Source organism: Devosia sp., assembly GCF_048261455.1.
Classification (GTDB): Bacteria; Pseudomonadota; Alphaproteobacteria; order Rhizobiales; family Devosiaceae; genus Devosia_A.
The window spans coordinates 1-23732 of sequence record NZ_JBLXGA010000010.1 but is presented as its reverse complement, the minus strand read 5'-3'; the positions used below and the strand labels follow the sequence as shown (position 1 = coordinate 23732).

Here is a 23732-nt window from a genome sequence, read left to right as displayed (position 1 = left end):
TTCAGGTTATCCATTTATGCCCGTTATCAACCGCATCGCGGAATTCGCCGACGAAGTCGCCGAATGGCGCCGCGATTTCCATACCCATCCCGAACTGCTCTATGACGTGCATCGCACCGCAGGCCGGGTGAAAGAGCTGCTCGAGAGCTTTGGCGTGGACGAAGTCGTGACCGGCATCGGCCGCACCGGCGTCGTCGGCGTCATCAAGGGGCGCGGACCGGGCCGCACCATTGGCCTGCGCGCCGATATGGATGCGCTGCCGATCAACGAAAAGACCGACAGCCCCTACAAGAGCCAGACACCGGGCAAGATGCACGCCTGCGGCCATGACGGGCACACCGCCATGCTGCTGGGCGCCGCAAAGTATCTCGCCGAAACGCGCAATTTCGACGGCACCGCCGTCCTCATCTTCCAGCCCGCCGAAGAAGGTGGCGCCGGCGGCCGCGCCATGGTCGAGGACGGGCTGATGGACCGTTTCGGCATCGAGGAAGTCTTCGGCATGCACAACATGCCCGGCACCCCGATCGGCCATTTCGGCGTCCGCCACGGCGGCATCATGGCGGCCAGCGACCAGTTCGACATCGTCATCGAGGGCTCGGGCGGGCACGCCGCCATGCCGCACAATGCCGTCGATCCGGTCACAATTTCCGCGCAGCTGATCATGGCGCTGCAAACCATCGTCTCGCGCAATGTCGACCCGATGCGTTCGGCGGTGCTCAGCGTCACGATGATGGAAGCCGGGGAAGCCTTCAACATCATCCCGCAGATCGTCAAACTGACCGGCACCGTGCGCACGCTCGACGAAGACGTGCGCGATCTGATGGAGGAACGCCTCAAGAGCGTAACCAAAGGGCTCGTCGGAAGCCTCGGCGGCACGGTCAGCATCACCTATCGCCGCGGCTATCCGGTCACCGTCAATGCTCCCGGGCCGTCCGACTTTGCAGCGCGGGTCGCGGCCGAGGTGGCGGGCGAAGAGCGCGTCAATGTCAGCGCCGAGGCGACGATGGGCGGTGAGGATTTTTCCTACATGCTGCAGGCCCGCCCCGGCGCCTATATCTTCCTCGGCAATGGCGACAGTTCGGAACTGCATTCGGACACTTATGACTTCAACGACGAGTCGATCCCGGTCGGGGTCAGCTACTGGGTGAAACTGGTCGAGACCGCCTCGGCAGACTGACGTTTTCCGCCGCGGCCGCCGCGACAGCGTCATCCGCTGTGCTAGGATTGCGGCATAATGTCCGACTCACCTGCTGCCGACGTGCTCCTGCGCCGGCTCCTCGTCACCATCGCCATTTCCTTCGCGGGCGGCACCGTCGCGACGCTGCTGCACATGCCTGCGTCCTGGCTGGCGGGTGGGGCGCTGGCCGTCGCCGTCGCATCGCTCTCCGGCGTCCGCACGGCGATGCCCGACCGGCTGCGCGATCTGATCTTCACCTGCACCGGGCTCAGCATGGGCGCCAGCGTCGCCAAAGACTCGCTGCAGCTGATGGCGCAATGGCCGGTGACGCTGGTGGCGCTGGCGATCGAACTGATCCTCATCATCTCGCTCACCGGCTATCTGTTGCGCCGCGTCTTCAAGCTCGACAAGGGCACGGCCTATCTCAGCTCGTTTCCCGGCCATCTGAGCTTTGTCATGTCGATTGCCGCGGCGGGGGTCGGCGACAGCCGCCAGATCATCATTATCCAGGTCATCCGCATCCTGCTGCTCACTATCTGCGTGCCGATCGGGGCGGTGTTCCTGCCGGTCGGCGAGGCGCCCATTCACGCCACCGAAATCGCGCAGATGCCGCTCAGCCGCCTAGCGCTGGTGCTTGTTGCCTGCTGGCTCACCGGCTGGCTCTTCACCTGGCTCAAGGTGCCCGCCGCCTTTGCGCTCGGCGCCATGGCCACCTCGATCACGGCGAAATTTCTTGGATTCTTCGATGGCGCGCTGCCGCCGTGGTTCCTCATCGGCACTTTCGGCATGGTGGGGGCGCTGATCGGCTCGCGCTTTGCCGGCATCACCCGCTCCGAGTTCGTCCGGGCGCTGGTAGGCGGCCTTGCTGGGACGGCGCTGACCGTCGCCATCACCACGCTGGTCGCCGCGGGCGCGGCGCAGTTCGTGGACATGCCCTTCGGCCAGATCTGGATCGGGCTTTCTCCCGGCGCGCTCGAAGGCATGGGGGCGCTCGGCGTGGCGCTCGGCTTCGATACCGCCTTCATCGCCGCGCATCACGTCAGCCGGCTGCTGATGCTGACCGTCGCCATTCCGCTCGTCGCGATGCTGGTGCGCAAGACTGAAACGGGCCCATGATGCTGCCCAAATCACGGCGGCATATGTCCCCATTGACCGGAGACTTCCCTATGTGCCGCCTCGCCCCTGCCCTCGCCCTCATTGCCGTCACCCTCGCGCCCGTCGCCGTGCCGACCAGCGCCCTCGCCGCGGGCCGGCCGAGCTGCGATGCGATGGAGCTCGATGAAGGTGTGAACGTCGGTTTCGGCATCACCTTTCATTTCGGCGATGAGATCAGAGACCGGGATGTGAACGATTATTCGGCGATGATCGCGCTGCGCCAGCGCGGCGTCGATGCGCGCCGCGTCACCCGGACCAGCGACGGGTGCCTCCAGGTTCTGGTGCGCACCCCGAACGGCTGGGACACGCAATACTACCACCCGGTGACCTATGAGTGGGTCTACGGCTAGGCACCCACGCCGGGCAGTTTCCGTTCATCGCTGCGGCATCGGCGTGGCGACAGCGCGGCGCTTTTGTGCGCCCGCGCCGCCTGCTGCACACGACCTTCGGCGCCCTGCGCTAGCACTCTCGATAACTGACTGATCGACAAGCACTTTCGCGAGCCTATCCCCGCCGCTTTCGTCAGCACTAGACTGTGTCCGGCATGACCAGGAGGACGAGGGAGAACCGCACCAGAAACACGCAGTGAACGAACTTGGTAGAAACGTTCAGTGGCCTCGGAGCACCCGCCTCGGTGGCCAGCGCCCGCCTGCGTCTCAGTTTTGCTCGTAGGCGAGCCAAGGCATCTGCGTGGCGTATTTGCCGCCCGACACATCGATCAGCGTGCCGGTGATATAGCCCGCGAGATCGGACGAGAGAAAGCAGATGAGGTTCGCCACGTCCTTGGCCTCGCCCCAGCGGCGCAGCGTCAGGGTGTCGAGCAGCTTCTCCTTGCGGGCCTCGGGCTGGTCGGCGAAGCGGTTCATCTGGGTCGGGATCATGCCCGGGGCATAGGCGTTTACGGTCACGTCCCAGGGTCCGAGTTCGCCGGCGAGAACGCGGGTGAAGCCGACCACCGCGCTCTTCGAGGCCGCATAGGCGGCGCCGCCGACCGAGGGGGTAATGGCGGCGTAGGACGAGGCATTGAGAATGCGTCCGCTGCGCTGGCGCTTCATCACCGGCACCACGGCCTGGCAGACGAGGAACATGCCCTTCATGTTGACGTCGAAATTGACGTCCCACATCGCCTCGTCGAGCGTTTCGACCTTGGCACCGCCGGCAACCCCGGCGTTGTTGACGAGGATGTCGATGCGCTCGAATTGCTGTTCGACCGCATCCACGGCCTCACGGATCGCCGCCTTGTCGCGGATGTCGAGCGCCAGCTGCATGCCGTCCCAGCCAGCCGCTTCCCATTCGGTCGCCGCGTCGTCCAGCAGGTCCTGACTGGCGTCGAAGATGGCCACGCGCACGCCTTCGCGCGCCAGTGTCCGGGCGATTTCGCGGCCGATGCCACGGCCGGCACCGGTGACGATGGCGGTCTTTGATTTCAGGTCGATCAGCATGTGGTGGTCTCCTCCGTGCCGCGCACCGGCCCTTCCGGGGCCAGTGGCGGCTCACTAAAACCCGGCCTCCCCGCCGGGCGAATGGCTCAGACGACGGCGCTCAGCAGCGGGTCGCCGGCGAAATGCGCCTCGAGATTGGCCACCACCAGATCGCCCATCTTGTTGCGCGTCTGGTGGGTGGCGCTGCCCTGGTGGGGCGAGAGCACGACATTGTCGAGCGCGAACAGCGCTTCGGGCACATTCGGCTCGTCGGCAAAGACATCGAGCGCCGCGCCGGCAATGCCGCCATTGCCCAGCATCTCGACCATGGCCGGCTCATCGATGAGCGAACCGCGCGCCATGTTGACCAGATAGCCTTGCGGCCCGAGCGCCTCCAGCACCTTGCGCGACACGATCCCCTCGGTGCTCTTGCCGCCCGGCGCGATGATCACCAGCCAGTCACTGTCGCGCGCCATGTCCTCGAGCTTGTCGTAGTACACATGGGGCTCGTCGCCCTGCTCGCGGCGACCGTAGTAGACGACCCGCATCTTCATCGCCTGACAGCGCAGGGCGATCTCCTTGCCGATACGGCCGAGCCCCAGAATGCCGACGGTCTTGCCGTTGAGCTCGGTCTGCAGCGGAAAGTTGCCGGAAGGCCAGCGTCCCTCGCGGACATAGCGGTCCGACTGCGGCAGGCGACGGGCCAGAGACACCATCAGCCCGATGGTGATTTCGGCCATCGCGTCGTTGAGCACATTTGGCGTGTTGGTGACGCGGATGTTGCGTTCGCGGGCCGCGGCGATATCGATCGAGTCGTAGCCGACGCCGAAGCTGGAGATCAGTTCGAGCCGCGGCAGACGATCCATCAGGTCGGCCTGCACGCTGCCGCCGGCGATGGCGCGGATGCGCGGCGCTACCTCGGCAATCAGGGCGTCGCGGTCTTCCGCCAGATGCAGCCGGTGCACCGTGTAGCGCTCGTCCAGTGCGGCCTCGCAGCGGTCAAGCAGCTTGTGGGTCTGAATAATTTCTTCCGGCATGGTCTCTTCTCGTCATCGTTACTGGCAACCGTTTTAGTTGGGAACCGTTGAGACGGGAAGACAACCAAAGGCGCAAATCATCTCAGTGCCGGTTTTCACGCAACGCAGCTTGTGGCTGGCGCACAAACGTGTAGCAATGTCAGTGCAGTGGGACAGGCCGCAACGACTAGGGAGTCATGACCTCGACGTTACCGTTCGATGAAATGATCAATGCGGACGGCTCCGTCCGCGAACCATACCTCATCTTGCAGGAGTGGCTGGCTGAACAGCCGCCGCAGGCGCTCAAGCTGATGTCAGCTGATGCCGAAGCGCTGTTCCGGCGGCTGGGCATCACCTTTGCTGTCTATGGCAGCAACGAGGGCACGGAAAAACTGATTCCGTTCGATGTCATCCCGCGGATTATTTCCGCGATGGAGTGGCGACGGCTGAGCAAGGCCATCGAACAGCGTGTTCGGGCCATGAATGCTTTCCTGTACGACATTTATCACCGCCAGGAGATCATCAAGGCCGGGCGCATTCCCGAAGCCCTGATCGTCGGCAATGAAGCGTTCTGTCCGCAGATGATGGGCCTCGACCCGGCACGCGGCGTTTATGCGCATATCATCGGCGTGGATATCGTGCGCGTCGGTCCCGACGAGTGGTATGTGCTCGAGGACAATCTGCGCACCCCGTCCGGCGTCAGCTACATGCTGGAGGATCGCGAGGCGATGCTGCAGCTCGCGCCCGAGCTGTTCCAGCGCTACAATGTGGCTCCGGTCGAAACCTATCCCGAGACGCTGCGGCGGACGATGGAGAGCGTGGCGCCCGTGGGCGTTACCGGCACGCCGAATCTCGTCGTGCTCACGCCCGGCATCTACAATTCCGCCTATTTCGAGCACTCCTTCCTCGCCGACCAGATGGGCGCGGAGCTGTGCGAAGGCAACGACCTCTATGTCGAGGGCGGCAAGGTCTATATGCGCACGACCACGGGGCCGGAGCGCGTCGACGTCATCTATCGCCGGATCGACGACGACTATCTCGATCCGCTGACCTTCAATCCGGACTCCATGCTCGGCGTGCCGGGCCTGTTCGACGCCTATCGTGCCGGCAATGTGACGCTGGTGAATGCGCCGGGCACCGGCATCGCGGACGACAAGGCCGTCTACACCTATGTGCCCGAGATCATCGAGTTCTATCTCGGTGAGAAGCCGCTGTTGAAGAACGTGCCGACCTACAATTGCACCAAGCCGGACGAGTTGGCCTATGTGATGGACAATCTCGAGGAACTGGTGGTCAAGGAAGTCCACGGTTCGGGCGGCTATGGCATGATGGTCGGGCCCACCGCGACGAAGTCCGTGCATGCGGAATTCCGCAAGAAGATCCTCGCCCGGCCGGACAATTACATCGTTCAGCCGACGCTGTCGCTCTCGACCTGCCAGACCTTTGTCGACAAGGGCATCGCGCCCCGTCACGTCGATCTGAGGCCATATGTGCTGGTTGGCGACGACGTGCGGATCACGCCCGGCGGGCTGACCCGTGTGGCGCTCAACAAGGGCTCCCTGGTGGTGAATTCGTCGCAGGGCGGCGGCACCAAGGACACCTGGGTGCTGGAGGATTGAGGATGACACACGATCCGATCCACGCCGGAATTTCGTCCATGACAAACCGGGAGGCCTGCCATGCTCGGTAGAACCGCCCAGAGCCTGTTCTGGCTGTCGCGCTATGTCGAGCGCGCCGAAAACGTCGCCCGGCTGCTCGAAGTCGGCTACCGCATGAGCCTCACCTCGCGGCGCGAGGGCGGGGCCAGCGAGCACCTGATGTCGATGATGCAGGCAGCCGAGGTGGACGAGGAATTCCTCGCCACAGAGCGCGTCGCCGACGTGAAGAACGTCTCGCAGTTCATGCTGTTCGACGAGGACAATCCGTCCTCCGTCCGGGCCTGTCTGCTGGCCGCGCGTACCAATGCGCGCGCAGTGCGCACGGCGCTCACCACCGACATGTGGGAGACGATCAACGCCGCATGGCTGGAGTTCTCGGCCATCCGCCCGCGCGATGTCACCGGCGCCAAGATACAGGAACTGCTCAACTGGGTCCGCCAGGTCAGCTATCGCTATCGCGGTGCCCTGATGTCGACCTCACTGCGCGACGACGGCTATGCCTTCAGCCAGGTCGGCAATTTCGTCGAGCGGGCGGACAACACCGCCCGTATTCTCGACATGAAATACTATGTGCTGCTGCCGCGCGAGACCCAGGTCGGGGGCGAGATCGACATCCAGCAATGGACGATGATCCTGCGCGCCGCCTCGGCGCATCGCAGCTATCAGCACGTCTATCACGACCGGTTCAAGGCGAAGAACATCGCCGAGTACCTCATCCTCAGCCCTGAGATGCCGCGCTCGCTGCGTTTCAGCGTGCTTTGGCTCGATGAGAATCTCGATATGCTGGAAGAGATCTACGGCGGGCACACACCCGGCCATGATGCCATCGACGGGGTCAAGCAGTTGCTCGAAGGCACGTCCATCGAGAGCATCTTCGACTACGGGCTGCATGAATTCCTGACGGAGTTCATCTCGCGCAACAACCGGGTGACGGAAGCGCTCGCAGAAAGCTATAATTTTTACTGATGGATATCAAAGTACGCCAGACACTGAGCCTTGGCCTCGGCGAAGACGTTGCCCGCAGCCTGCAGCATCTGCTGCTGACGCCGCGCGCCGGCCCGACGCAATCGGTCAAGGAATGGTCGATCGACCTGCCCGGCCTCGAAGACGCGGTGTGGTTCACCGATGCCTATGGCAATTCGGCGCATCTGGTTTCCCAGGTGAAGCCCGATCCGGAACTGGTCATCACCATTGCCGGCGTGGTCGATACGATCGACCGCAATGGCGTTCTGGGCAAACCGCCGGGCGAGCCGGTCCCGGCGCTGTTCATGCGGTCGACGCCGCTGACCAAGCCGATGGGCCTGATCACCCAGAAATTCCGCTCCTCCTCCAAGCTCGGCCCGGATCGCATCGCGCTGTTGCATGCGTTGATGGATCGGGTGAAAGAGGTCCTCGGCAGCGCCGAGGACGAGGCTCCGAAGCAAAGCCAAAGCCAGTCGCAAGACGGACAGAGCCAGTCGCAGTCCCAGGAGGCCGCACCTCCCCCTGAGGAAGCCCCGGCTGAAGAGGCAAAGCCCTTCGATCCCGTCGCCCATGCCCATGCCTTCATCGGCGCGGCGCGGGCACTGGGCATTCCGGCGCGTTTCGTTACCGGCTATCTGGCCGACGATGCGATGGATGGCACATTTCACGCCTGGGCCGAGGCTTATGACACCGGGCTTGGCTGGATCGCCTTCGATCCGTCACTCGGCTATTGCCCGACCGACCGGCATGTGCGGATGGCCGTCGGCCTCGATGCGACGAGCGCGACGCCCGTGCGGTCCGTACCATCCGTGGGTGAGCCAGCAGTGCTCGCCATGCAGATCGAGGCCGTGCAGTAGGCGCTCTGGTCTCCGCTAGCTGATCCCGAGAATGAACAGCCAGAACGATACGGTGAGCAGACTGAGCACGGTCGAAATCAGCACCGTGTTCGTCGCGACGTTGACGCCGCGATTGTAGTAGGTGGCGAAGACATAGGCGTTGATGCCGGTCGGCATGGCTGCCAGCAGCACACCATAGCGCGCCACCTCATGGTCGACATGCAGGATCGGCACCATCAGCGTCCAGGCGATTGCCGGCTGGACAATGAGCTTCAGCAAGGCCATCAGCAGCGATTGCCCCCAGCTGTCGGCCAGCCGATAGGAATTGAGCGCCCCGCCCAGACCGAACAGTGCGGCCGGCGTCACCGCCGCCGCCATCATGTCGACAAAGGCCTGCGCCGGCTCATACAGCGTCAGCCCGCCAAAGTTTGCCGCGACGCCGAGCACGATACCCCAGAGCAGCGGGTTGGAGACGATGCGCACGCCGGCGGCGCCAAGCGCCTGATGCAGTGGCGCACCGTCGCGGCGCATCAGCTCCATGGTGATCATCGCCAGCGTGATCAGCATCGAGGCATGGAAGGCGATGATCGAGAAGGCCGTCGCCAGGGCGCCTTCGCCATAGGCGCGCTGCAGCACCGGAATGCCGATCAGCACGGTATTGGTGAACATCGCCGAAAAGCCCGAGGCGACGCTCTCGCCCGGCCGATCCTTGAACAGGCGGCGGGCGAAGGTGATGCCCAGCACGAACACCGTCAGCGCCCCGACATAAAAGGGGATGATAACGCCCCAGTTGAAGGTGGTCGAAAAATCCGACGTCGCGAGGGCGCGGAACAGCAGGCAGGGCGTCGCGAAATTGTTGACGAATGCCACGAGCCCGCGCACGCCCTCGGTCGGGTAGAGGCGAAAGCGCACAGCCAGATAGCCTACCGCCATGAGGGCGAAAACGGGCAGGACAACGTTGATGATGGAGAGCATGGGCAGCCGGCGGGCGAAGGTCTTTTTCTAGTGCACCCTGAGTTGATAGGGGTCAATCACCGATTGGTGAGCGCCCGTGGCCGTGAACGGCTGCGGCGACCCTGCAACTTGTGACATGGGCCGTGTCAGGCTAGGGCTTGTGTGGGGCTGGAATAGAGAACAATGACCGACAGTTACGACATTCTGGTGATCGGCGGCGGCGTCAACGGCACGGGCATCGCGCGCGACGCAGCGGGGCGCGGTTATCGCGTCTTGCTGTGCGAAATGAACGACCTCGCCTCCGGCACGTCTTCGGCCGCAACCAAGCTGGTGCATGGCGGACTGCGCTATCTCGAGCACTACGAATTCCGGCTGGTGCGCGAGGCGCTGATCGAGCGCGAGGTGCTCTGGGCCTCGGCGCCGCATATCATCTGGCCCCTGCGCTTCGTCCTGCCGCATCAGAAGGGCCTCCGCCCCGCCTGGCTGCTGCGGCTGGGCCTGTTCCTCTACGATCACCTTGGGGGCCGCAAGCTGCTGCCGGGCACCAAGACGCTGGACCTGCGCACTGATCCGACCGGCAAGCCGCTGAAGCCCGGTTATCGCACCGGGTTCGAATATTCGGACGGCTGGGTGGATGATGCACGGCTGGTGGCGCTCAATGCGCGCGACGCGGCCGATCGCGGTGCCGTGGTGAAGGTCGGGACCAAGGTTTCCAGCGTCCGCCGCGACGGCGACGCCTGGGCCATCGAAATGAACGGTCCCGACGGCATGGAAACCGCACGGGCAAAGATCGTCGTCAATGCTGCCGGCCCCTGGGTCGACGCGGTCATCCGCCAGGCCTTCGCCGAGAATGAGGCGCATCACGTGCGCCTCGTCAAAGGCAGCCATATCGTCGTCAACAAGCTGTTCGACCACGACAAATGCTACTTTTTCCAGAACCCCGACGGGCGGATCATGTTCGCCATCCCCTATGAGGGCGACTACACGCTGATCGGCACCACCGACATGGATTTCGACGGCGATCCGGATGCGGTTACTATCAGCGAATCCGAGATCGACTACCTGTGCGACGGGGTCAGCGAGTATTTTGCGAAACCGGTCACCCGCGCCGATATCGTCTGGACCTATTCGGGCGTTCGCCCCCTTTATGACGACGGCGCCACCGCGGCGCAGGAGGCGACGCGCGACTATGTGCTGAAGACCGAAGGCGCCGACGGCACGCCCAAGCAGATCAATGTGTTCGGCGGCAAGCTGACGACCTCACGACGGCTCAGCGAAGAGGTCGTCGACGATATCGGCCACGAGATCGGAAAGCGCGGCGCGCATTGGACGCATGACGCAAAACTGCCGGGCGGCGACTTTGCGCCGACGGCGTTCGATGCCGAACTCGCCAAGTTGCAAAAGGCCTATCCAGGCTTCGCACCAGACGTGCTGCATCGGCTGCTGCGCAGCTATGGCACGCTGGCACCGACCGTGCTGGGCGATGCAAAATCGCTCGACGACATGGGCGAAACCTTCGGCGCCGGCCTCACCGCGCGCGAGATCGACTACATGATCGCGCGGGAATGGGCGAGGGCCGGCGAGGATGTGCTGTGGCGCCGCAGCAAGCTGGGATTACGGCTCGACGCGACACAGATCGCACGGGTCGGCGACTATGTGACGGAGCGCTTGGGAGGACGGGTGTGATGGGCGGATATGTGCTGGCGATCGATCAGGGGACGACATCGAGCCGGGCCATCGTCTTCGATGAGGCGCAGAAGCTGTGCGGCCTGGGGCAGATGGAGTTCACCCAGTATTTCCCGCAGGACGGCTGGGTCGAACACGACGCCGACGAGATCTGGGCCAGCTGCGTCAAAAGCGTGAAGACGGCGCTCGACGCGGCCGGGATCGCAGCCAGCGACGTTGCCGCCATCGGCATCACCAATCAGCGCGAGACGGTGGTGGTGTGGGACCGCAAGACCGGCGAGCCGGTCGGCAAGGCCATCGTCTGGCAGGATCGGCGCACGCACGCCATGTGCGAAGCGATGAAGCGCGACGGCCTCGAAGAGATGATCAGCCGCAAGACCGGCCTCGTCATCGATCCCTATTTCTCGGGCACCAAGCTGAGCTGGCTGCTGGACAATGTCGAGGGCCTCAGGGCTCGCGCCGAGGCGGGCAATCTCGCCTTCGGCACGGTGGATTCCTACCTCATCTGGCGGCTGACCGGCGGCCAGAAGCACGTCACCGATGCAAGCAATGCCAGCCGCACGCTGCTGTACAATATCGAGACCAACAGATGGGACACGGAACTGCTGAAGCTGCTGCGCATCCCCGCATCGATGATGCCAGAGGTTTGCGATAATGCCGCCGACTTCGGCACCACGGATCCGGAACTGTTCGGCGCCCCCATCCCCATTCGGGGCTCGGCCGGCGACCAGCAGGCAGCGACCATCGGTCAGGCCTGTTTCACCCCCGGCATGATGAAATCGACCTATGGCACCGGCTGTTTCGCGCTGCTCAACACCGGCAGCGACCTCGTGCGGTCCGAGAACCGGCTGCTGACCACCATCGCCTACCGGCTCGACGGCGAAACCACATATGCGCTCGAAGGCGCGATTTTTGTTGCCGGCGCCTCGGTGCAATGGCTGCGCGACATGCTGGGGCTGTTCGACAAGGCGTCCGACGCCGGGGCGCTCGCCGCTAGGGCCGACCCGACGCAGAATGTCTATCTGGTCCCGGCCTTTGTCGGTCTCGGCGCGCCATGGTGGGACGCCGCGGCACGCGGGGCGCTCACCGGATTGACGCGCAACAGCGGTGCCCCGGAACTCGCCCGGGCGGCGCTGGAATCGGTCTGCTACCAGACCCGTGACCTGCTTGATGCGATGCACAAGGATTGGGGCGGCGCCAGCGACACCGTGCTGCGCGTCGATGGCGGCATGGTCGGGTCGGACTGGACCATGCAATTCCTGGCCGACATCCTCGACGCGGCGGTCGACAGGCCGACTATCCTCGAAACGACGGCGCTCGGGGCGGCGTGGCTGGCTGGCTGGAAGGCCGGGGTCTGGCCGGACCGCGAAGGCTTTGCCGAACGCTGGGCCCTCGACCGGCAGTTCACGCCGCAAATGGATGACGCGACGCGCGAGCGCAAACTCGCCGGATGGCGCGATGCGGTGCAGCGCACGCTGACGACGGGCTAGCCCGTGGCGGTCACTTCTTGATCCAAGGATCGAACGGGCCACCGGCGATGAACGACCAGTAGATGCCGTAACGCGACTTTCTGCCGGGCGCGACGTTGGCAACGGCGAGGCCAAATTCTTCGAAATTCGGCGACAGCAGCGCGGCGCGGTGTCCGGGCGAATCGAGCCAGCCCTGAATCGCCTGCTCGAGCGTCTTGTGACCGCCGGCAACGTTCTCGCCGACCGCGCCCTCATAGCCCTGCTCGCGCACCCGCTCTCGCAGGGTCTTGCCCAGATTGTGCGACAACTGGTCCTTCGATGCCATCAGGTTTGCCTGGGTGCGGGCCGCCGCCTCGAGCCTTGAGTTATAGGTCAGCGGCTTGCGGCCATTGGCCTTGCGGACGCCGTTGATGGCCGAAACGATGCGCGCCTGGGTGAGCGCTGCGGGCGGTGTCGATACCCCCGGCTGCGGCCCGATGGGCGAACAAGCAGCGGTGAAAGCGGCGATGCCAAGCACCACAAAAGCACGGCGGGACAAGGACATGCGCGGTTCGATCCGGTGAAACGAGATGACCTAGCCTAGCCAAAAAGCAGGCGGCGGCAAGGCGTGCAAACGCGCGTTCAACAGCCCCCGAGCTGCCCAGCAAGAAAACACGGCATTTGAGTTTAATTAACTGTAGTTCTGCAAATCGCTGGCCGGGAACACAGTTCGCCCGCAGTTTTGTTCCTCGGAGCGAGGTTGAGGGGCTTACGCAATGGACGAGTTGCAGACGGGACGTTTGTTGATCCGCAGCCTGACGAACCGCGAAATGCGGCAGCAGGTGAATTTTACCAAGAACATGCTGTTTGCGGCCATCGCCGCATCACTGTCGATTGTCGGGCTCGGGGCGTTCTTCGTCACTTTGTGGGTCTAGCGGCCGCCCTGCTCCGGCCCACCAGGCCGCCGGCACCAGCACCGCATAGACGGCAAGCGCGACGAGCCAGCCCACTGCGCCGAGATCTCTGGCGTGCCAGGTCAGTGGCAGCAGCACGACGACATTGATCGCCATATAGAGCAGCGTCACCTTTCGGTGCGAGCCAAAGCGCAGCGCCAGGAGCTGATAGGCGTGCCGGCGATGCGCTTCGTAGACCCGCTCGCCGCGCGCCAGCCGGCGGCCCAGCGTCGTCAGCGCATCGGCGAGAAACGCGGCCGGCAGGATCAGCAACTGCGGCAAGTTTACCGAGCCCATCACCAGCCCAAGCAATGCGAAGAACGTCAGCATGAGACCGAGCCAGGTGCTGCCGACATCGCCCATGAAAATCTTCGCCGGTGGCCAGTTCAAAACCAGAAAGCCGCCACAGGCAGCAGCAACGCCGACCGGCCACCAGAAGGACGGGTGGATCATCACGGCGGGACTGATCAGGAATGGCAGCAGCGTCAGGGCGAGCAGCAGGAATATCGCTTCGCTGGCGGCGAGCCCGTCGATGCCATCCATGAAATTGAACAGGTTCAGCCAGAACGCGCCGGCAATCACCAGCAAGACGAAGAGCACCATGTCGGGCATCGCGATACCCAGCGCGGTGCTCAGCACATCAAGCGGCAGGACCGAAACGACAACGCCCACCAAAATGATTTGAGCGCCCAGCCGCCAGCGGGCCGGTATGTGACGGCGGTCATCGACATAGCCGAGAATCGCGATCAGGATTCCGGCGATCGCGACCGGCATCCCTACCCAGGGCTGCAGATAGGCGATGGCGAGGGTGACCAGCGTCCCGCCGGTCGCAATGCCAATGCCGCCGCTAGAGGGCGTCGGCACGACATGCGACGAACGCGCATTCACCTGCTCGAGTTCGCCCCGGCTCAGCGCGCGTTGCCGCACTACAGAAGTGATGGCAAGCGCCACGATAAAGGCCGCGACGGTCACCAGCAGTGCAGTCAGCAGCATTTTTCAAAACCCTCCGCGTGCGCCAGCGTTAGCGGGGCGGAGGCAGAATTGGCAAGGGGCGCGCGCCTGTCAGATGGCGGCGCCCCACGCTTTAGCTATCAGCCGGCAAAGAGCTGCAGGCCACCATCGACGCGCAGCAGCTGGCCATGCATGAACTTGGCTTCGGGGCTACACAGGAACACCACGGCGTCGGCGATCTCTTCGGGCTCGGCATAGCGATCCATCGAGACCTTATTGGAGTTCATCTTGTCGGGGTCGACCGTCCGGGTCGCCTGGAAGCGGGCGGTCTTGGCCGGGCCGGGGCTGACGGCATTGACGCGGACACCAGCCGAGCGCACCTCGTCGGCGAGGCAGCGGGTGTAATGCGTCACGGCGGCCTTCAGCGTCGCGTAGATCCCGCCGTGCGAGACGCCAACATGGGCGGCGACGGAGGCGATGTTGACGACGATGCCGTGTTCGCGCGCCACCATCTGCGGCACGAACGCCTGGGTCACCAGCATGGTGCCGATCAGGTTGTTGTTGGTCAGCGTCGTCAGATCCTCATAGGTGATGCCGAGGATGTTGTTGGGTTCGGGCTTGTTGCCCGAGGCGCCGATGTCACCGCCGGCGCAGTTCACCAGAATTTCGACATTGCCGAATTTGCTCTCGATCTCGTCACGCATTGCGGCGACGGCATCGCGATCACCGATGTTGCCAGTAACGCCCATCGAGCGCACACCCATAGCCTCGATCTGCTTGACGACTTCGCCGAGGTTTGAGGCCTCGCCGAACTTGCTGGTCGCATCCCATGCGAGATCATGCACGATGACGTCTGCGCCACGCGCGGCGAGCTTGCGCGCCATCACATTGCCGAGCCCCCGGCCGGAGCCGGTCACGAGGGCAATCTTACCTGTCAGGTCCTGAGCCAATCTGGCCTCCCAATCACATCAAACCAAGGGACTTGAGATTTTCGGCCGCGCGCCGATATTGCCCAAGTTCATAGTCAATCAATTCGTCATCCGCCTCGCGCTCCCAGGGCGTGCGCCATTCCTCGCCCTCGGGAATATGGTTGCGGCGCGCCGCCAGAAGGCAGGCCGCCAGGGCGCTGGCCTGCTTGGGCGCATACCCTTTCCACCAGTCGGCGTGATAGAATTTCACATGCCGCGCCTCGAGCGCACCGATCTCGATGCAGGCGGTCATCTCGTCGTTGTGCTGGCCGAGGATCTCGAACATTTCCTTGAACGGCACGCAGCCGTCGCCCGAAGGACAGCGGACCAGCCGGATGCCGTCATCGGTGAACTGGGCACGGTAGTCCTTGGCGTGACAATGCCGCACATAGGGCGCAATGACCCTGGTGAAATCGATCGGCGACTCGGCCACCGGAAAGGTGTTGGCCATGTCGAAGACGATCCGCACCGACGGGCCGTATTTGTCGCAGAAGGCGACGAGCTCGTGGCTGGTGAAATCCTGGTGGTTCTCGATCAGCAGCACGACACCGGCGGCTTCGGCGCGCGGTGCATATTCGGCCAGCTTTTCGTTGACCTCGTTGACCAGTTCATCCCAGCGCGCGCCGGCTGCGACGCGATCACCGCAAAGGATCGGGGTGAGCGCCAGACGCACGAACTTGGCGTCCAGCGCCTTGGCGCTACGCAGCAGCAGGTCCATGTCGCAATGCAGCAGACCGGAGCTCAAGACGCGCTTCCAGCCCAGCTTGTCCAGCCGGTCCTTCAACGCCGCCAATTCGGCATCCGACATGTCCTTGAACCAGCCTTCCCACAGCTCGATGGCCTTGCCACCCAGCTCTTCGGTGAGAGCGATAAAGCCTTCAAGGCCGGCGCCGTTGGGATTCTGTCGCGGGGTGCCCATCCCCTGCAGCCCCAGGTAGTAGGTCAGCCCATAGGGGTTCAGGCCGGTGGTCAGCTTCATGCGACCGCCCTTTCGTATGCTGGTGTTCAGGTCAGAGCAGACCGCCGTCGACGCGGATGGCCTGCTTGGTGATCATGCGACTGTCGTCGGCAGCGAGGAACAGCACGGTGCGCGCGATCTCATCGCCCAGCAGCCGCCGCTTGATGGATTGGCGCGCGGTGACCGCCTCGACGGCGTCCTCGCTGCCGTACCAAAGGCGGATCTGGCGGGGCGTTGCCACGGCACCAGGTTCGAGGGCGTTGACGCGGATGTTGTCGACGCCGAAATCCCGACCCAGGGCTCGGGTCAAACCGAGCACGCCGGCCTTGGCCGTCGCATAGGAGGGAAATGAGTCCCCGCCGCCGCGCCAGGCGATTGAAGAAAAGTTGATGATCGAGCCGCCGCCGAGCGCCTGCATCTGCGGCCGCACAGCCTGCGAGGCGAAGAACTGGTGCTTCAGGTTGATGTCCTGATTGCGGTCCCAGTATTCCTCGGTGACGGTATCAGCCTTGTGCCGATCGTCATTCGCCGCGTTGTTGACCAAGACGCTGATGTTGCCGAGCTGGTCACGGGTCTTTTCGATGGCGGCTTTCAGCGCGGGAATGTCGGTCACATCGCACTTGATGAACACCGATCCGGTTTCCTCGGCCAAAGCATTGCCGTCCGGTTCCAGAATATCGATGAAGGCCACTTTCGCCCCATTGGCGGCAAAGGCCCGCACGATGTCGGAGCCAATGCCGGAGGCGCCGCCAGACACGAAGACAACGCGGCCGGCGAGGCTTGGATATGTCGCAAAGTCAGTAATTTCAGTGATTCCTTCAGATCAGTCGACGCGTGCTTGGATCAAACAGGCACGCGCGGGTCATATCGACCACTAGTGGCATGGTTTCACCGGTGCGCGGGGCGGTGTCGGGCGAAAAGCGCCCCACAACCTCGCGGTCACCGAATTTGAGAACGGCCATGGTCTCGGCGCCTGTCGGCTCGACCACTTCGACCGGCACGTCCATGGTCGCAAAGCCGGGACGCGATGGCGTGTCGGCATCATTTCGTGCGAGATGTTCGGGACGAATGCCCAGAATGATCCGGCGCTCACCGGCCCGATCGCCAATGTCGTTGGCAAGCGGCAGGGATGCGACGTTGCCGTCAGAAAGCGGAAAGCTGACTGCTGTCTGACCGTTCGCACTCGACAGCTCTGCATCGATGAAATTCATCGATGGCGAGCCCATGAAGCCGGCAACGAAGACGTTGGCAGGACGGTTGTAGATCACCTCGGGCTCGTCGAACTGCTGCAGTTCGCCCTGATGCATCACGGCGATACGTGAGGCGAGCGTCATGGCTTCGATCTGGTCATGGGTGACATAGACCGTCGTCTTGCCGACGCGCTGATGCAGCTTCTTGATTTCGGTCCGCATGTCGACGCGCAGCTTGGCATCGAGGTTGGACAGCGGCTCGTCGAACAGGAAGAGTGCCGGATCGCGCACCAGGGCGCGGCCCATGGCAACGCGCTGACGCTGGCCGCCCGAGAGCTGGCCCGGCTTGCGGTTGAGCAGCGGCTCAATCTGCAGCAGTGCCGCGACGCGGGCGATGGTTTCCTTCTGCTGGTCCTTGGGGACGTTCCGGCTTTCCATGCCGAAGGCCATGTTCTCGCGCACTGTCATCGTCGGATAGAGCGCGTAGGACTGAAACACCATTGCGATGTCGCGGTCCTTGGGGGCGACCGAATTGACCATGCGGTCGCCGATCCAGATCTCGCCGGCGGTGACGCTTTCAAGCCCGGCGATCATTGCCAGCAGCGTGGACTTGCCGCAGCCCGAGGGGCCGACGAGTGCAATGAACTCGCCGGATTCCGCCTCGAGATTGACGCCCTTGAGGACCTCGACGGCGCCGTAGTTTTTCCGCGCATTGCGGATGGTGAGGGATGCCATGAGAGTGCTCCGGATTACTTGATGGCGCCCTGGGTGAGACCCCGGACGAAATATTTGCCGCCGAAGAAGTAGACCAGCAGCGGTGGCAATGCGGCGATCAGCACGGCGGCACTCATTACGTCATAGGTGCGCACCGTGGTCCCGCTCATCGACAGGGCGACAAGGGCCGCCGTGATGGGCTGGTTGGAGCCCGAGTTGAGCACGACGCCGAACAGGTACTCGTTCCAGATACCGGTGAACTGCCAGATGACCGTGACGATGATGATCGGCGGCGAGAGCGGCAGGACGATCTTGTAGAAGATGCGCCAGAAGCCGGCGCCATCGATGCGTGCCGCCTTCACCAGGTCATCGGGAATGTTGACGTAGTAGTTGCGGAAAAAGAGCGTGGTGAACGACAGGCCCTGAATGCAGTGAACGAGCACGAGGCCGTACACCGAGTTCGCCAGGCCGATCTTGCCGAGCAGGAAGGCCCACGGCAGCAGGGCGATCTGGCCGGGCATGAAGACGCCCAGCAGCATGAAGCCGAAGACGATTTCCGAACCAGGGAAACGCCACTTGGACAGAACGTAACCGTTGATCGCGCCCAGGGTGGTCGAGATGATGGTCGCGGGAATGACCATGCCCACCGAATTCCAGAAATAGCGGGCGACACCATCGCATTGCCCGCCGATACAGAAGTCGCTCCAGGCCTGGGGCCAGGCGCTGAAACTGAAGCTCTGCGGCAGGGAGATCAATCCCATGGCGCTGATTTCCGCGTTCGAGCGGAAAGCGTTGGTGACCACCACCATCAGCGGCACGATGTAGAAGATCGAAAACAGTCCCAGCAGTCCGTAGACGATGATGCGGGACGTGCGGCGGCGGCGCGTCGCAATCGCGGCATCGCGATCTTCCACCGGGTTGGCGCTTACAGCAACGTCAGCCATGACCAGCCTCCCGGCGACGACGCCAGACCAGATAGAGCGAATAGGGGATGAGCACGACGGCGAGGGCCGCGAGGATCATCATGGCGGCGGCGGCACCCTGGCCGATTTCACCGCGCTGGAACATGAAGTCGTAGACGTAGGTTGCCGGGAAGGTCGTCGAGATACCCGGGCCTGAATTGGTCAGAGCCACCGCGAGATCAAAGGTCTTGATCGCGAACTGCAGCAAGACCACCGCCACGGCCAAAAAGATCGGCGTGATAGTGGGCAGAATGACCTTACGGTAGGTGCGGAACCAGGAAGCGCCGTCGATCTGGGCCGCCTTGATGATGTCCTGGTCGACGGACCGGAGACCGGCAAGGAAGAGCGCCATCGAAAAGCCCGCGGAATTCCAGATGCCGGTGATGATGATCGCCCAGATCGCATAGTTGCGGTCGGTCGTCAGGGCGAACTTGAAGTCGGTCCAGCCCAGCGAGTTGACCATGAACTGGATGCCGCTGGAGGGATTATAGAGCCACTGCCAGACCGTACCGGTCACGATGAAGCTGACAGCGAGAGGATAGAGGAAAATGGTCCGCCAGAAGGACTCCCCGCGGATCTTTTGGTCTATCAGAACCGCCAGCAGCAGCCCGAACGCCATCGCGCAGGTCACGTAGAAGGCGGAGAAATAGAACAGGTTTGTGTAGGCGACGCCCCAACGGCGGTTGGCCCACAGCGAGGCGTAATTGTCGAAGCCACGGAAGTTGTAACTCGGCAGGAGCGTCGAGTCGCTCAGCGAGATGTAAAACGTCCAGCCCGCGAAGACGAAAACATAGACAAATGATGCGACGATCGAGGGTGCGATGACGAAGATCGGTAGCCACCTTCTCAGGCGCTCCATCATCGTCGGCGCAGGCGCGACGTCAGAATAACCGGCTACAGCCACCGTATCCCCCTGTATTCGAAGACGTGTCCGGCCGGGGAAATCCCGCGGCCGGACCATGCAAGATGTGAATTACATCTGTGCTTCGACGGAGTCGGCCATGGTGTTGGCCGCGTCGGTGGAGGACATTTCAGGCGCGTTCACGAACTCGGTGATCAGATCCATCATGGCGCCGCGATACTTCTGCAGCACGGTCATGTTGTGGGCCATGGAACGGACCAGAGTGCCTTCGTCGATCGAGGCCTTGAGGTCGTCCTGCGACTTGATCTGACACGCGTTGAAACCGTCCGTCAGGTCAACATCGAGACGTGCCGGGATCGAACCCTTGGAGATATTGAACACCGTCTGGAACTCGGGGCTCAGGATGGTGGACGCCAGCAGCTCCTGGCCTTCCTGGAAGTCCGGGTCGTTCTGCTGGAAGAACACGACGGAGTCGGAGTTCAGGATGAAGCCGTCACCCTCCCAGTCGGTCGGCGACTGGCCGCAGAGGATGTCTTCACCCGGCACTTTGCCGATCGAGACAAGGCGGCCGAGTTCCCAGTCGCCCATGATGTAGAACAGCGCATCGCCGTTGGCCATCATGTTGGCGGCGGTATCGTAGTCGCGTCCAGCGATCGCCGGATCCATGTACTTGTCGACCATCAGGCGCATCTGATCGAAGGCCTTGACCATGCCGTCCGAGCGCAGAGCGTCGACGTCGCCTTCAACGAAGGCCTTGCGGTAGAGGTCGATGTCCTGACCGTAGACAACGGTCTCGAAGGTCGTTGCGTCGGACCAGTCGGCGCTGAAATGCGCGAGGCAGACCTTGCCGCCCGCAATTGCCTTCTCGCAGGCATCATTGAACTCGGCCCAGGTCTTGGGAAGTTCGGTCACGCCGACTTCTTCCATCGCGGCCTTGTTGCCCCAGATCCAGTTGATGCGGTGGATGTTCATGGGCGCCGCGCGCCACTTGCCATCCGGCTTCATCACCGGGAGCAGTTCCGGCGCGACGACGGCGTCCCAGCCTTCTTCGGCGGCCAGCTCATCCATGTCGGCGGTCATGCCGGTGGCGTTCCACTCGGCGATTTCCGGGCCCTTGAGCTGCACGGCGGCGGGTGCATTGCCGGCCACCACGTCAGCGCGCAGCTTGGCGAGGGTATTGGCAGTGTGACCGGCGATGGCGGTCTGCTCCCAGGTGCCGCCCTTTTCCTCGAACATCTCGCCGAGCTTAGCGATGGATGCTGCGTCATTGCCGCTGGCCCACTGGTGCAGCATAAGCACCTTGGGTTCTGCCATCGCAGTGCCCGACAGCAGCGCAGCCGTCAGCAACGTGGCTGCGGAAACCGCAGCCTTGGTCTTGAAATTCATCGATCTCTCTCCCTAGCGCAAACTGACAATCCGGCTCTTTATCGGCCGATGATTTGCCCCTTGCGCATTCTCAGTGCCGGTGTGCATTTTGCAGACCGTCTATTAGTTCTAGGGTGAACTTATTTCGCTTGTCAACGCGCTGGAGGAGCGGTGTGAACACGATGGAGTTGCGCTCATTGGTGAGTGGTCGGGCGGGGGGAACCCCGACCGGACGCATTGTGCGTGCGCTCAGCGCCCGCGGCAGCCTGAGCGCAGCACAGATTGCCAGACTTACTGGCCTGGCGAAGTCGACGGTATCGATGGCATTGGCCGAGCTGCGCCGGGCCGACGTGGTGATCGAGATCGGCAGCGACGCCGCCGGCAGCGTCGGCCGCCCGGCGACGACGCTTTCGCTGAACCCCGAAGCGGGCACCTGCATCGGACTGCTGATCGGGCAGTCGGAAATCCAGGTCATCGTTGCCGATGTCGCGCACAATGTGCTGACGGATACCTCGCTCAACCTCGAGCGCGATTACGATCCCGAGCATGCCATCCGGCTGATCCGCGAATTGATCTCGGATGCCTATGCGGAGCAGTGGCGTTCGCAGGCCGGCCTGCTGGGTGTCGGTATTGCGGTTGGGGGACCAGTCTCGAACAGCAGTGGAGAGGTGATGCGGGGCGGCATTCCGCGCTGGACCGGCATCAATCTGCAGGAGGTCTTTGGCCCGATCTTCGACGCGCCGGTGTTCATCGACAACGAGAGCAATTGCTCGGCCATTGCCGAGATGACCTGGGGCGCGGCGCAGGGGTTTGACGACTTCGTCGTCTTCACGCTCGACCTGGGTGTGGGCGGGGCGATCGTATCGGGTGGCAAGGTGTTGCGGGGTATTGCCGGCGGCGGCGGCGAGTTCGGGCATGTCGTGCTCGATCCGGATGGTCCGCTGTGCCGCTGCGGCAACCATGGTTGCCTCGAAGTCTATGCCAGTTTCATCGAACCGCTGGACGAGGCGCGGCGGCATTTCGGGCAGCCGGGGCTGCGGATCAGCGATGTCGTGCAGATGGCGCTGGACGGTGACGAGCTCTGTCGCGGACTGATCAAGGACGCGGGCTATGCGGGCGGGCGCGGGCTGGGTCTCATCGGGTCGGTGTTCAATCCGCCGCTGATTGTCGTCAGCGGACGCTTGGCACCGGCTGGCGATATCCTGATGGGGCCGCTGTCGGAAGCGTTCGAGCGCTACAGCCTGGTCAAGTCGGGCGATGTAGGAGAAGAGACGCGGACGATCCTGAGGCCCAGCCAGTTCACCGACAATGGCGGCTGCATGGGCGCCGTCGGGCTCGTGCTGCGCAATCATGGTGGTCCCCTGCACTAGCGGGCCCATACCCAAGGCTGACGCGAAGCTGACAATCGACACGGCCCCGCGTCAGGTTCATGTCAGCTTGCGGTGGCCATCTTCGGTTCAACATGAATCGAAGGACTTTTGCCATGCGCCCTCTCACCAGCGCCCTGCTGCTCGGAACCGCCCTGCTCGCGCCCAGCGCCGCGATCGCCAAGGACATCAGCGTTGACGTCCAGATGGTCCGATACAGCGGCAACCCCGCCTACCTCGCCGTTTATGTCACCAACCCGGACGGCAGCTACAATTCCACGCTGTGGGTCTCGGGTACCCGCACCCGCTATCTGCGGGACTTGCGGCAGTGGGCCAAGGGTGCCGCCGCCGCAGGGGTCTCGCTTGATGGCATCACCGGCGCCAGTGTCGGCGGCGGTCAGGTACTCACCGTCAATACCAGCATTGCCGACTCACTGATCGACGCCGGCTACGAGGTGCATGTCGACAGCGCCGTCGAACATGGCGGCAGCTATTCGAGTGACGCCGTTGTGCCGCTGACGAGCGCCGAGAACGGTCAGCCTGTCGATGGCACGGGTTACGTCAGCCACATGACGGTCAACTTCTAGGAGATCGGCCATGTTGCGCCAGCTGCATTCGCTGCCCGGGCTCGTTGCGGGGCTTCTCGTCGTCTTCATGGCGATCACCGGCGCCGTGCTGTCGGTGCAGCCGGCGCTTGACCATGCGTCGGCAGGTGGCAGCGCGGGCATGACCACGGTGGCGCAATTGGCTGATGCTGTGGCCGCGACGCATCCGGGCATCGACCGCATCGTGCGGTCGGCCAACGGCACGGTCACGGCCTATAGCGCGGGCGCCGGTGGTGCCTCGGCCGACCGGATCGATCCGGCGAGCGGCGCGACGCTCGGCCCCTATCAGGCGTCTGACTTCTTCGTGCTCATGACGGAACTGCACCGCTCGCTGTTTCTCGGCTTCGGCGGGCAGGTGATCGCCTCTGTCGCGGCGCTGGCGCTAGTCTTGCTCTCCGTCTCCGGCGTGCTGATGCTGGTCAAGCGGCTCGGCGGCTGGCGCCGGTTGTTCGCTGCGGCGCGGGGCAGCGTCTGGTCGCGCCTGCATGTCGAGATGAGCCGCATTGCCGTCGTGGCGCTGATG

General features: G+C 63.7%; 23 protein-coding genes. 11 read left to right on the top strand and 12 right to left on the bottom strand.

What is annotated here, in order from left to right:
• Nucleotides 1-16: 16 nt before the first annotated feature.
• Genes ACN0TK_RS11780 through ACN0TK_RS11770 form a run of 3 tightly spaced genes read left to right on the top strand, consistent with a single transcriptional unit; the run spans nucleotide 17 to nucleotide 2682 of the window.
• Nucleotides 17-1177 carry a M20 aminoacylase family protein gene (locus ACN0TK_RS11780; RefSeq protein WP_417309693.1) on the top strand — a complete coding sequence of 387 codons (1161 nt, stop codon included), beginning with the start codon at nucleotides 17-19 and terminating at the stop codon, nucleotides 1175-1177.
• A gap of 57 nt (nucleotides 1178-1234) precedes the next feature.
• Nucleotides 1235-2293, top strand: coding sequence for an AbrB family transcriptional regulator (locus ACN0TK_RS11775; protein WP_417309691.1), 1059 nt, complete (start codon nucleotides 1235-1237; stop codon nucleotides 2291-2293).
• 50 nt (nucleotides 2294-2343) lie between these two features.
• Nucleotides 2344-2682: a hypothetical protein gene (locus ACN0TK_RS11770; protein ID WP_417309690.1), complete on the top strand. Its 339-nt coding sequence runs from the start codon at nucleotides 2344-2346 to the stop codon at nucleotides 2680-2682.
• 306 nt (nucleotides 2683-2988) lie between these two features.
• Here ACN0TK_RS11770 and ACN0TK_RS11765 read toward each other — a convergent pair whose 3' ends face one another.
• A complete protein-coding gene (locus ACN0TK_RS11765) occupies nucleotides 2989-3774 on the bottom strand; it encodes an SDR family NAD(P)-dependent oxidoreductase (RefSeq protein ID WP_417309689.1) in 786 nt (261 codons plus the stop codon).
• 86 nt (nucleotides 3775-3860) lie between these two features.
• Nucleotides 3861-4790, bottom strand: a complete 930-nt coding sequence (locus ACN0TK_RS11760; RefSeq protein WP_417309688.1) for a 2-hydroxyacid dehydrogenase — start codon at nucleotides 4788-4790, stop codon at nucleotides 3861-3863.
• 176 nt (nucleotides 4791-4966) lie between these two features.
• Here ACN0TK_RS11760 and ACN0TK_RS11755 point away from each other — a divergent pair, with 176 nt between their 5' ends.
• The 3 genes from ACN0TK_RS11755 to ACN0TK_RS11745 are packed head-to-tail and all read left to right on the top strand — an operon-like array spanning nucleotide 4967 to nucleotide 8247.
• Nucleotides 4967-6388 carry a circularly permuted type 2 ATP-grasp protein gene (locus ACN0TK_RS11755; protein ID WP_417309687.1) on the top strand — a complete coding sequence of 474 codons (1422 nt, stop codon included), beginning with the start codon at nucleotides 4967-4969 and terminating at the stop codon, nucleotides 6386-6388.
• A 60-nt stretch (nucleotides 6389-6448) separates the two neighbouring features.
• Nucleotides 6449-7393 (top strand): alpha-E domain-containing protein, encoded by a 945-nt coding sequence (locus ACN0TK_RS11750; RefSeq protein WP_417309686.1) that lies wholly within the window; start codon nucleotides 6449-6451, stop codon nucleotides 7391-7393.
• On the top strand, nucleotides 7393-8247 hold the full coding sequence (locus tag ACN0TK_RS11745; protein ID WP_417309685.1) for a transglutaminase family protein: 855 nt from the start codon (nucleotides 7393-7395) through the stop codon (nucleotides 8245-8247). Before ACN0TK_RS11750 ends, ACN0TK_RS11745 begins: the two co-directional genes overlap by 1 nt.
• A 15-nt stretch (nucleotides 8248-8262) precedes the next feature.
• Here the strand turns inward: ACN0TK_RS11745 and ACN0TK_RS11740 are convergent, their stop codons facing one another.
• On the bottom strand, nucleotides 8263-9201 hold the full coding sequence (locus tag ACN0TK_RS11740; RefSeq protein ID WP_417309684.1) for an AEC family transporter: 939 nt from the start codon (nucleotides 9199-9201) through the stop codon (nucleotides 8263-8265).
• 162 nt (nucleotides 9202-9363) lie between these two features.
• Between ACN0TK_RS11740 and glpD the strand changes: the two genes are divergently transcribed.
• Together glpD and glpK are read left to right on the top strand one after the other, a co-directional pair.
• Nucleotides 9364-10866 (top strand): glycerol-3-phosphate dehydrogenase, encoded by a 1503-nt coding sequence (gene glpD, locus ACN0TK_RS11735; protein WP_417309683.1) that lies wholly within the window; start codon nucleotides 9364-9366, stop codon nucleotides 10864-10866.
• The gene (gene glpK / locus ACN0TK_RS11730; protein ID WP_417309682.1) at nucleotides 10866-12356 is read left to right on the top strand and encodes a glycerol kinase GlpK; all 1491 of its coding nucleotides are present in this window, start codon (nucleotides 10866-10868) and stop codon (nucleotides 12354-12356) included. Before glpD ends, glpK begins: the two co-directional genes overlap by 1 nt.
• A gap of 10 nt (nucleotides 12357-12366) precedes the next feature.
• Here glpK and ACN0TK_RS11725 read toward each other — a convergent pair whose 3' ends face one another.
• The 9 genes from ACN0TK_RS11725 to ACN0TK_RS11685 form a co-directional block, all read right to left on the bottom strand.
• The gene (locus tag ACN0TK_RS11725) at nucleotides 12367-12879 is read right to left on the bottom strand and encodes a CAP domain-containing protein (RefSeq protein WP_417309681.1); all 513 of its coding nucleotides are present in this window, start codon (nucleotides 12877-12879) and stop codon (nucleotides 12367-12369) included.
• Nucleotides 12880-13198: 319 nt separating this feature from the next.
• Nucleotides 13199-14260, bottom strand: coding sequence for an MraY family glycosyltransferase (locus tag ACN0TK_RS11720; protein ID WP_417309680.1), 1062 nt, complete (start codon nucleotides 14258-14260; stop codon nucleotides 13199-13201).
• A 98-nt stretch (nucleotides 14261-14358) separates the two neighbouring features.
• A complete protein-coding gene (locus ACN0TK_RS11715) occupies nucleotides 14359-15168 on the bottom strand; it encodes an SDR family NAD(P)-dependent oxidoreductase (RefSeq protein ID WP_417309679.1) in 810 nt (269 codons plus the stop codon).
• 13 nt (nucleotides 15169-15181) lie between these two features.
• Complete coding sequence (locus ACN0TK_RS11710; protein WP_417309678.1) at nucleotides 15182-16165, bottom strand: sugar phosphate isomerase/epimerase family protein; 984 nt, start codon at nucleotides 16163-16165, stop codon at nucleotides 15182-15184.
• A gap of 31 nt (nucleotides 16166-16196) precedes the next feature.
• On the bottom strand, nucleotides 16197-16901 hold the full coding sequence (locus ACN0TK_RS11705) for an SDR family NAD(P)-dependent oxidoreductase (protein ID WP_417309677.1): 705 nt from the start codon (nucleotides 16899-16901) through the stop codon (nucleotides 16197-16199).
• Between the two features lie 61 nt (nucleotides 16902-16962).
• Nucleotides 16963-18069, bottom strand: a complete 1107-nt coding sequence (locus ACN0TK_RS11700; RefSeq protein WP_417309676.1) for an ABC transporter ATP-binding protein — start codon at nucleotides 18067-18069, stop codon at nucleotides 16963-16965.
• Between the two features lie 14 nt (nucleotides 18070-18083).
• Entirely contained in the window at nucleotides 18084-18992 is a 909-nt protein-coding gene (locus ACN0TK_RS11695; protein WP_417309675.1) for a carbohydrate ABC transporter permease, read from the bottom strand.
• Nucleotides 18985-19872, bottom strand: coding sequence for a carbohydrate ABC transporter permease (locus tag ACN0TK_RS11690; RefSeq protein ID WP_417309809.1), 888 nt, complete (start codon nucleotides 19870-19872; stop codon nucleotides 18985-18987). The genes ACN0TK_RS11695 and ACN0TK_RS11690 overlap by 8 nt, the downstream gene beginning before the upstream one ends.
• Nucleotides 19873-19983: 111 nt before the next feature.
• Nucleotides 19984-21258 (bottom strand): ABC transporter substrate-binding protein, encoded by a 1275-nt coding sequence (locus ACN0TK_RS11685; protein ID WP_417309674.1) that lies wholly within the window; start codon nucleotides 21256-21258, stop codon nucleotides 19984-19986.
• Nucleotides 21259-21476: 218 nt separating this feature from the next.
• Here ACN0TK_RS11685 and ACN0TK_RS11680 point away from each other — a divergent pair, with 218 nt between their 5' ends.
• The 3 genes from ACN0TK_RS11680 to ACN0TK_RS11670 all read left to right on the top strand — a co-directional run.
• Nucleotides 21477-22607 (top strand): ROK family transcriptional regulator, encoded by a 1131-nt coding sequence (locus ACN0TK_RS11680; RefSeq protein ID WP_417309673.1) that lies wholly within the window; start codon nucleotides 21477-21479, stop codon nucleotides 22605-22607.
• A 113-nt stretch (nucleotides 22608-22720) separates the two neighbouring features.
• Nucleotides 22721-23191, top strand: coding sequence for a DUF2271 domain-containing protein (locus ACN0TK_RS11675; protein ID WP_417309672.1), 471 nt, complete (start codon nucleotides 22721-22723; stop codon nucleotides 23189-23191).
• A gap of 10 nt (nucleotides 23192-23201) precedes the next feature.
• On the top strand, nucleotides 23202-23732 hold a 531-nt coding region (locus ACN0TK_RS11670), incomplete at its 3' end, for a PepSY-associated TM helix domain-containing protein (protein ID WP_417309671.1).

Bases quoted from the DNA above. Each gene is read 5' to 3' on its own strand.
- ACN0TK_RS11725 (WP_417309681.1), bottom strand. From the start codon at position 12,879: ATGTCCTTGTCCCGCCGTGCTTTTGTGGTGCTTGGCATCGCCGCTTTC.
- ACN0TK_RS11775 (WP_417309691.1), top strand. From the start codon at position 1,235: ATGTCCGACTCACCTGCTGCCGACGTGCTCCTGCGCCGGCTCCTCGTC.
- ACN0TK_RS11690 (WP_417309809.1), bottom strand. From the start codon at position 19,872: ATGATGGAGCGCCTGAGAAGGTGGCTACCGATCTTCGTCATCGCACCC.
- ACN0TK_RS11765 (WP_417309689.1), bottom strand. From the start codon at position 3,774: ATGCTGATCGACCTGAAATCAAAGACCGCCATCGTCACCGGTGCCGGC.
- ACN0TK_RS11685 (WP_417309674.1), bottom strand. From the start codon at position 21,258: ATGAATTTCAAGACCAAGGCTGCGGTTTCCGCAGCCACGTTGCTGACG.
- ACN0TK_RS11750 (WP_417309686.1), top strand. From the start codon at position 6,449: ATGCTCGGTAGAACCGCCCAGAGCCTGTTCTGGCTGTCGCGCTATGTC.
- ACN0TK_RS11760 (WP_417309688.1), bottom strand. From the start codon at position 4,790: ATGCCGGAAGAAATTATTCAGACCCACAAGCTGCTTGACCGCTGCGAG.
- glpD (WP_417309683.1), top strand. From the start codon at position 9,364: ATGACCGACAGTTACGACATTCTGGTGATCGGCGGCGGCGTCAACGGC.
- ACN0TK_RS11755 (WP_417309687.1), top strand. From the start codon at position 4,967: ATGACCTCGACGTTACCGTTCGATGAAATGATCAATGCGGACGGCTCC.
- ACN0TK_RS11710 (WP_417309678.1), bottom strand. From the start codon at position 16,165: ATGAAGCTGACCACCGGCCTGAACCCCTATGGGCTGACCTACTACCTG.
- ACN0TK_RS11720 (WP_417309680.1), bottom strand. From the start codon at position 14,260: ATGCTGCTGACTGCACTGCTGGTGACCGTCGCGGCCTTTATCGTGGCG.
- glpK (WP_417309682.1), top strand. From the start codon at position 10,866: ATGGGCGGATATGTGCTGGCGATCGATCAGGGGACGACATCGAGCCGG.
- ACN0TK_RS11675 (WP_417309672.1), top strand. From the start codon at position 22,721: ATGCGCCCTCTCACCAGCGCCCTGCTGCTCGGAACCGCCCTGCTCGCG.
- ACN0TK_RS11740 (WP_417309684.1), bottom strand. From the start codon at position 9,201: ATGCTCTCCATCATCAACGTTGTCCTGCCCGTTTTCGCCCTCATGGCG.
- ACN0TK_RS11770 (WP_417309690.1), top strand. From the start codon at position 2,344: ATGTGCCGCCTCGCCCCTGCCCTCGCCCTCATTGCCGTCACCCTCGCG.
- ACN0TK_RS11780 (WP_417309693.1), top strand. From the start codon at position 17: ATGCCCGTTATCAACCGCATCGCGGAATTCGCCGACGAAGTCGCCGAA.
- ACN0TK_RS11695 (WP_417309675.1), bottom strand. From the start codon at position 18,992: ATGGCTGACGTTGCTGTAAGCGCCAACCCGGTGGAAGATCGCGATGCC.
- ACN0TK_RS11700 (WP_417309676.1), bottom strand. From the start codon at position 18,069: ATGGCATCCCTCACCATCCGCAATGCGCGGAAAAACTACGGCGCCGTC.
- ACN0TK_RS11745 (WP_417309685.1), top strand. From the start codon at position 7,393: ATGGATATCAAAGTACGCCAGACACTGAGCCTTGGCCTCGGCGAAGAC.